A 6,347-nucleotide genomic window follows, 5' to 3' on the forward strand; every position below is an offset into this window, starting at 1 on the left:
GCTGAAATTTCCTTAGAGACAAGGAGGTCGTGCAACTCTTCAATGGTTTTATGGTTGAATGACATTAGGCATCTCCTCCATCTTCTAGGATAGCTGGTACCTTGATGTAGTAGTTATCCTTTTCAGGTACATTTTTAAACAAGCGGTCACGGTCCGTCCCTTTTTCAGCAACATCCGGACGCAATACGGTCTTGCGATCCGCCATGGTTGTTGTTGGTGCCACACCGGTTGTGTCTACTTCTTCCAACAATTCCACCATGTCGACAATTTTAGACAAGGTTGTCGCAAACTCAGCTGTCTCTTCTGGAGAGAATTTCAATTTTGAAAGATTGGCAACGTGGGTTACCTCTTCTTGCGTAATTTTCATCTTGCTTCCTTTCGTGAAATGATGATTTTTCAATACCCTCTATTTTACCATATTTTTAGTATTTATGCGGTAGTTAGGCAAGAAAATAGAGTCCGAGGAAGGCTAGGCATTAGGCCATTCTCCTCGAACTCTAATCTTACAATTCTTCCAATTGTTCATTCACAACTTTTGCTCCCAAAACATGTTTGAAATGATTTAAAGCAAATTGGTGATTTTCAGGAGTGAGCGACGCCACTGCAGGCGCGACTACTTCAATCTGATAGCACAGATTATAGGCATCTACTGCTGTATGGAGGACACAAATGTCCGTTAAGACTCCCGTCAAAATAACCGTATCTACGCCACGTTCCCGGAGGCGGATATCCAAATCAGTTCCTGAAAAAGCAGAATAATGACGCTTGTCCATCCAAAAGACACGTGGATCCGCTTTGTGCTCCCGATAAAAATTAGCTAAGGGACCATACAAATCCCGTCCACTAGTCCCAATGATATTATGAGGTGGGAAGAGCTTGCTTTCTGGATGAAAGGGATCGTCTATATCATGAGCATCAATCGCAAAAAAGACATAGGCACCTTGGTCAAAAGCCAGCTGGGTCACCTGGGCAATACTCTCAGAAATAGCTTGTGCAGGAGCTCCTGCCGTTAACTTACCTTCATCCGCTACAAAATCAACGGTGTAGTCAATCGAAATTAACGCTTTAGTCATTAGTAGTCTCTTTTCTTAATTTCTTCAAAAATATCTGGGATCAAGACTTTGAGGTAGGTTCCCTTCATCCCCAGAGAGCGACTTTCAATAATACCGGCTGACTCCAATTTCCGCAGCGCATTGACAATCACAGAGCGGGTAATACCAATCCGATCCGCAATCACGGAAGCAGTTAACTGCCCTTCATTTCCCTTCAATTCACCGAGGATTGCAGATACAGCCCGCAATTCTGAATAGGACAAGGTATTGACAGCCATATTGACCGCAGTGCGGCGACGAATATTTTTCTCATCTTCCTCTCGTTGGAAGTTCAACATTTGAATCCCAACTACGGTACTAGCAATCTCAACCAAAATCAAATCATCATCCGCAAATTCCTTATCATTGCGCCAAATAATCAATGACCCCAAACGAATCCCAGATACATGAATAGGAGCAATCGTTGTCAACCCATCAGGAAAATCAGACTTTGTCTCTACTGGAAAGATACTTAAATCGTGATCTACATCTAAATTCGCCTCTGTATCATAGACTAAACTGGCTGCTTTCGCATAATCTTCAGGTAATTTTTTATTGTCAAAAAAAGCCTCAACCCGGTCATTATTGGTTTTGTAGCGCATGAAATAACCTAGAAGAGTTCCCTTGCTATTAATAATACAAGCGTTACAATGAATGATATCAGCCAGTTGACGGGCAATTGCATTATACGGCATTTCATCTTGCAACTGTTCTTCAGAACGTTTCAAGATAGATGTAATTTTTCTCGTTTTTTCTAATAATTTAGCCATAATAAACCTCGCATATAGTCAGCTAAAGTATATCATATAAGAGGGGGAATTTCAATCGAATTATCTGAAAATTATTTATTTTTTCTACAATTATATGCAATTCAGAAAAATTAGCCCTATGTAACAAAATATTCGCTGGATTCATTCAAAAAAGAAACCGCCTATTAGCGATTTCTCTTACACTTATCGTTTGTATTGTTTTAAGAAACGAGTCATCTTCTCTTGAATTTGAGCCAATTCTTCTACTCGAGGAAGGTAAACAATCCGGAAATGATCTGGCTCTTTCCAGTTAAATCCACGTCCGTGAACCAAGAGAACCTTTTCTTGTTTTAAGAAATTCAAGACAAACTGCTCATCATCATCTACCCGGTACATTTCACGATCAATCTTAGGGAAGATATAGAGACCAGCTTTTGGTTTGACAGCTGAGAGTCCTGGAATATCATTGATAGCCTTGTAGATAAAGTTCCGTTGTTCGTAGATTCGACCTCCTGGAAGCAAGAGTTCGTCCACTGACTGGTAGCCTCCCAAAGAAGTCTGGACCACTTGTTGGGCCAAGACGTTTGAACACAGACGCATATTGGAGAGCATATTCAAACCTTCGATATAGCCCTTCACGTGGTGTTTTGGTCCAGACAAGACCATCCAGCCCACACGGAAACCCGCGATGCGGTGTGATTTGGACAAACCGTTCATGCTGACACAGAACAAATCTGGCGCGAGACTAGCAATGGCTGTGTGTTTGGCACCATCCATGACCAAGCGATCATAAATTTCATCTGCAAAAATAATCAAGCCATGTTGACGAGCAATTTCGACAATTTCCAACAAAATCTCATCTGGATAGAGAGCTCCGGTCGGGTTGTTGGGGTTGATTACGACGATAGCCTTGGTGTTTGAAGTGATTTTCGACTTGATATCATCAATATCAGGATACCACTCAGCCTCTTCATCACAGACATAATGCACCGCATTTCCACCTGCTAGGCTGACTGCTGCTGTCCAAAGTGGATAGTCTGGCATTGGCACAAGTACTTCATCGCCATTATCGAGCAAGCCTTGCATAGACATCACAATCAACTCACTGACACCATTTCCAATATAGATATCATCAATCTCAACATTCGGAATCTTTTTCAATTGGCTATACTGCATAATGGCCTTGCGGGCAGAAAAAATTCCTTTTGAATCCGAATACCCTTCACTATCCCGAGCATTCATAATCAAATCATGAATGACTTCGTCGGGAGCCGTGAACCCAAATTCAGCCGGATTTCCTGTATTTAAGCGAAGGATTTTCTCCCCGTTGGCCCGCATACGCATCGCTTCTTCTAAGACTGGACCACGAATATCGTAAGCAACGTGCTCTAGCTTGACGGACTTATTGTATTCTTTCATGATTTTTTCCTCACTTTATCAAACTGCTTCCATTATACCACTAGTTAATCTGGAGTACAACTGAGCAACCTCGTTCATTCTCGATGAAATCCTATAGATATCTGATTTGACCTTTACTTTCTATAGTAAAAGGTTTAAAATATAATTATAGGTAACATAAATGGGTTCTTCCATTTCTTTTCACGTTTTCAAGCAGTAAAGGAGGACGGAACATGTCTCAAAAATACGAAAACATCATGGTTGCAGTTGATGGATCTCGCGAAGCTGAACTCGCTTTTGAGAAAGGGGTCAATGTTGCGTTGCGAAACGGATCCAAACTTACCCTTGCTCATGTCGTTGATACACGTGCCTTACAAAGTGTCTCTAGTTTTGATGCCGAGGTGTATGAAGGATTCCAAACAGAAGCTAATGAACTGTTAGAATGGTATATCAAGCGTGCTAAAGAAGCCGGTGTCCAAAACATTGCTTCGGTGATTGAAATGGGGAATCCAAAAGTCCTCTTAGCGACTGATATCCCTGAAGCAGAGGGAGTTGATCTCATCATGGTTGGGGCAACTGGTCTAAATGCTTTTGAACGTTTACTAGTCGGGTCTTCATCTGAATACATTCTCCGCCATGCCAAAGTCGATTTGTTAGTGGTTCGTGAGACAGAAAAGACCTTATAAACTTTATAAAAACCAAAAGGTGTGAAGGAAAACGAATTTCCTCACACCTTTTTATTTTCTTCCGATTCTGCTGTTTTTTCAGAGCAGTGTTTTTGATAAGCTTTGATTTGCCGTTCCAACTCTTTTTGAATGGCTGGCTCAGGTGCATACTTTTCTTCCCAGTCGTTCGGTTTTAAAATTTTATGCGTGACTTCATCAAAGTGAGCCTTTCCATCTGGGAAAATCTTCCCCATGTTTGCGCGGTGAACAATCTCAAAGACCTCTTCAGGATCGACCCCCATTAGAACAAAACTACCATAAGTCAGATACAAGGTATCAATCAAGGCATCGACCTGCCCCACCATGGATATCTCAGCTGGATGCTTGCTACGAACCTTATTGGCTGCTTCATCTAAGGCTTGATGCAAGCTTTCGATTGAACGATCAAAGGTTGCTTCATCCTTGCTCGCTGCTCGAATAAATTCAACTAATTCCTCCTGCTTAAACATGGTTCGGTAAAGAGCCTCTTGATTATCCCAGGCCTTTGGTTCTTCCTGAGTTTGACCATCCATGAGTTGATGGAAGGCTTTGACCTTATTAAAGTGATCGTCACGACTAACAAAAAGTGACTGATCCGTGATAATGCCAAAATGTTCCAGCGCTTTTTGGATCCCGTCTTTGGTATTACTGGTCGTCGTATGCTGAGCTACTTCTTTGACCCTGCTGGTTCCATTCCCCATTGCAATCGATAAGCCAACACCCGAGAGCATCTCCAAGTCATTATCCGAATCTCCAAAGGCCATCACCTGGTCCATCGAAAAGCCAAACTCCTCTCCTACAATCCGAATCCCTTCCAATTTTGAGTTGTCTGGATTAATGACATCCGCCGCAAAGGGGCTAGAACGCGTAAATTTTAATTCAGGAAAAGCTTGCTCAACTTTCTGCGTGTTCTTAGGACTAGCTAATAAGAGAACCTGATAAACTGGTCCCTGGGCAATTTGTTGCAGTTGCTTTTGATCCTGAGGGACAGCCTTGCTAACCACCTTGTTGAAGCCCTGACTAACTGCCTTCGAAAAGCCTTTTGGTACAAACCGTGCAGACCATAGAGAAATCGGACTCAAACCAAAACTCATAATTCGAGAGCCTTCAACTCCATCTTCTGTTCCTAAGGCGATCTCAATGCGATGTTTTTTTGCGTAGTCAATCAAGTCATGCAGATTCTTCTTATCAATTGGAGAAGCAGATAAGACCTTGTCCTTGGTAAAAATATACTGACCATTATAGGTGACCGCAAAATCAAAGTCATAGCGCTCGATAAAAGGACGGACAAAGAAGGGTCCTCGCCCTGTTGCCAAACCAACAAAAATTCCTTGTTCCTTTAAGGCGCGAATGGCTTTTTCAGTTGACTTCAAGACCATTCGACTATCATTGACCAAGGTTCCGTCAATGTCAAAAAAGACCGCTTTTATTTCCATGATGACTGCTTTCTTTCCGTTTTATGATACAATAAATTATAACACACATTCCAAGGAGACACACATGATTAAGAAAATTTTGGCCCTTCATACAGGAGGGACCATCTCCATGCAGGCGGATGACTCTGGAGCTGTCGTGACCAATTCATCCAACCCTATGAACCATATTGATCTGTCACTGGCAGGGGTTGAGCTTACTTCAGAAGATTTTTTAAATTTACCCAGCCCTCATGTAACTCCTCAGCACATGTTACAACTCTATCATAAGATTCAGAAAGAGGCTTCCCAGTATGATGGGGTTGTCATTACCCATGGTACCGATACTCTTGAAGAAACAGCCTACTTCTTAGATACCATGGACTTGCCAACTATTTCAGTAGTCTTGACAGGAGCCATGAGAAGCTCCAATGAATTAGGAAGCGACGGCGTCTATAACTATCTGACCGCCATCCGAGTAGCAGCAGATCCCAAATCACAAGACAAGGGTGTCTTGGTCGTGATGAATGATGAAGTCCATGCAGCCAAGTACGTGACCAAAACACATACCACCAATGTCAGCACCTTCCAGACCCCCACACATGGTCCTCTAGGCTTGGTCATGAAAAAAGAAGTTCTTTTCTTCAAAACAGCTGAACCCCGTGTGCGTTTTGATTTGCAAGAAATCAAGGGAGTTGTCCCCATCATTTCAGCCTATGCTGGCATGAAAACAGAACTCCTTGACCTACTAGATGTCCAACAAATGGATGGTTTGATCATTGAAGCCTTTGGAGCTGGAAATCTTCCTAAGGAAGTAGCTGAGAAACTCTTTGAATTTCAAGAGGCTGGCCTTCCTATTGCCTTGGTTTCCCGTTGCTTCAATGGAATTGCGGAACCTGTCTATGCTTACGATGGGGGCGGAGTCAAGCTTCACGAGCACGGCATCTTCTTTGTCAAAGAGCTCAATGCAGCTAAGGCCCGGCTGAAGCTCCT

7 protein-coding genes are annotated in these 6,347 nt (G+C 42.6%); 2 read left to right on the plus strand and 5 right to left on the minus strand.

Features of this window, described 5'->3' with window-relative positions; translation table 11 throughout:
- Nucleotides 1–64: 64 nt before the first annotated feature.
- The 4 genes from gatC to QZ158_RS07335 all read right to left on the minus strand — a co-directional run bounded on the left by gatC (nt 65) and on the right by QZ158_RS07335 (nt 3,259).
- Entirely contained in the window at nt 65–367 is a 303-nt protein-coding gene (gene gatC / locus QZ158_RS07320) for an Asp-tRNA(Asn)/Glu-tRNA(Gln) amidotransferase subunit GatC (RefSeq protein WP_002884769.1), read from the minus strand.
- Nucleotides 368–503: 136 nt separating this feature from the next.
- Entirely contained in the window at nt 504–1,073 is a 570-nt protein-coding gene (locus QZ158_RS07325) for an isochorismatase family cysteine hydrolase (protein ID WP_293887195.1), read from the minus strand.
- Complete coding sequence (codY, locus tag QZ158_RS07330) at nt 1,073–1,861, minus strand: GTP-sensing pleiotropic transcriptional regulator CodY (protein ID WP_233331210.1); 789 nt, start codon at nt 1,859–1,861, stop codon at nt 1,073–1,075. The genes QZ158_RS07325 and codY overlap by 1 nt, the downstream gene beginning before the upstream one ends.
- Nucleotides 1,862–2,044: 183 nt before the next feature.
- On the minus strand, nt 2,045–3,259 hold the full coding sequence (locus QZ158_RS07335) for a pyridoxal phosphate-dependent aminotransferase (RefSeq protein WP_023024219.1): 1,215 nt from the start codon (nt 3,257–3,259) through the stop codon (nt 2,045–2,047).
- Nucleotides 3,260–3,471: 212 nt separating this feature from the next.
- Here QZ158_RS07335 and QZ158_RS07340 point away from each other — a divergent pair, with 212 nt between their 5' ends.
- The gene (locus tag QZ158_RS07340) at nt 3,472–3,924 is read left to right on the plus strand and encodes a universal stress protein (protein ID WP_293887200.1); all 453 of its coding nucleotides are present in this window, start codon (nt 3,472–3,474) and stop codon (nt 3,922–3,924) included.
- Nucleotides 3,925–3,965: 41 nt separating this feature from the next.
- On the opposite strand, the gene QZ158_RS07345 is transcribed toward QZ158_RS07340, so the two are convergent.
- Nucleotides 3,966–5,378, minus strand: coding sequence for a Cof-type HAD-IIB family hydrolase (locus QZ158_RS07345; RefSeq protein ID WP_293887202.1), 1,413 nt, complete (start codon nt 5,376–5,378; stop codon nt 3,966–3,968).
- Nucleotides 5,379–5,442: 64 nt separating this feature from the next.
- Between QZ158_RS07345 and QZ158_RS07350 the strand changes: the two genes are divergently transcribed.
- The coding region (locus QZ158_RS07350) for an asparaginase (protein ID WP_293887204.1) at nt 5,443–6,347 on the plus strand (905 nt) is incomplete at its 3' end.

The sequence above is a fragment of the Streptococcus sp. A12 genome (genome assembly GCF_905372335.1).
Lineage (GTDB): Bacteria > Bacillota > Bacilli > Lactobacillales > Streptococcaceae > Streptococcus.

Excerpts from the sequence above, each read along its gene's own strand:
- gatC (WP_002884769.1), bottom strand. The coding sequence starts at position 367 with ATGAAAATTACGCAAGAAGAGGTAACCCACGTTGCCAATCTTTCAAAA.
- QZ158_RS07325 (WP_293887195.1), bottom strand. The coding sequence starts at position 1,073 with ATGACTAAAGCGTTAATTTCGATTGACTACACCGTTGATTTTGTAGCG.
- codY (WP_233331210.1), bottom strand. The coding sequence starts at position 1,861 with ATGGCTAAATTATTAGAAAAAACGAGAAAAATTACATCTATCTTGAAA.
- QZ158_RS07335 (WP_023024219.1), bottom strand. The coding sequence starts at position 3,259 with ATGAAAGAATACAATAAGTCCGTCAAGCTAGAGCACGTTGCTTACGAT.
- QZ158_RS07340 (WP_293887200.1), top strand. The coding sequence starts at position 3,472 with ATGTCTCAAAAATACGAAAACATCATGGTTGCAGTTGATGGATCTCGC.
- QZ158_RS07345 (WP_293887202.1), bottom strand. The coding sequence starts at position 5,378 with ATGGAAATAAAAGCGGTCTTTTTTGACATTGACGGAACCTTGGTCAAT.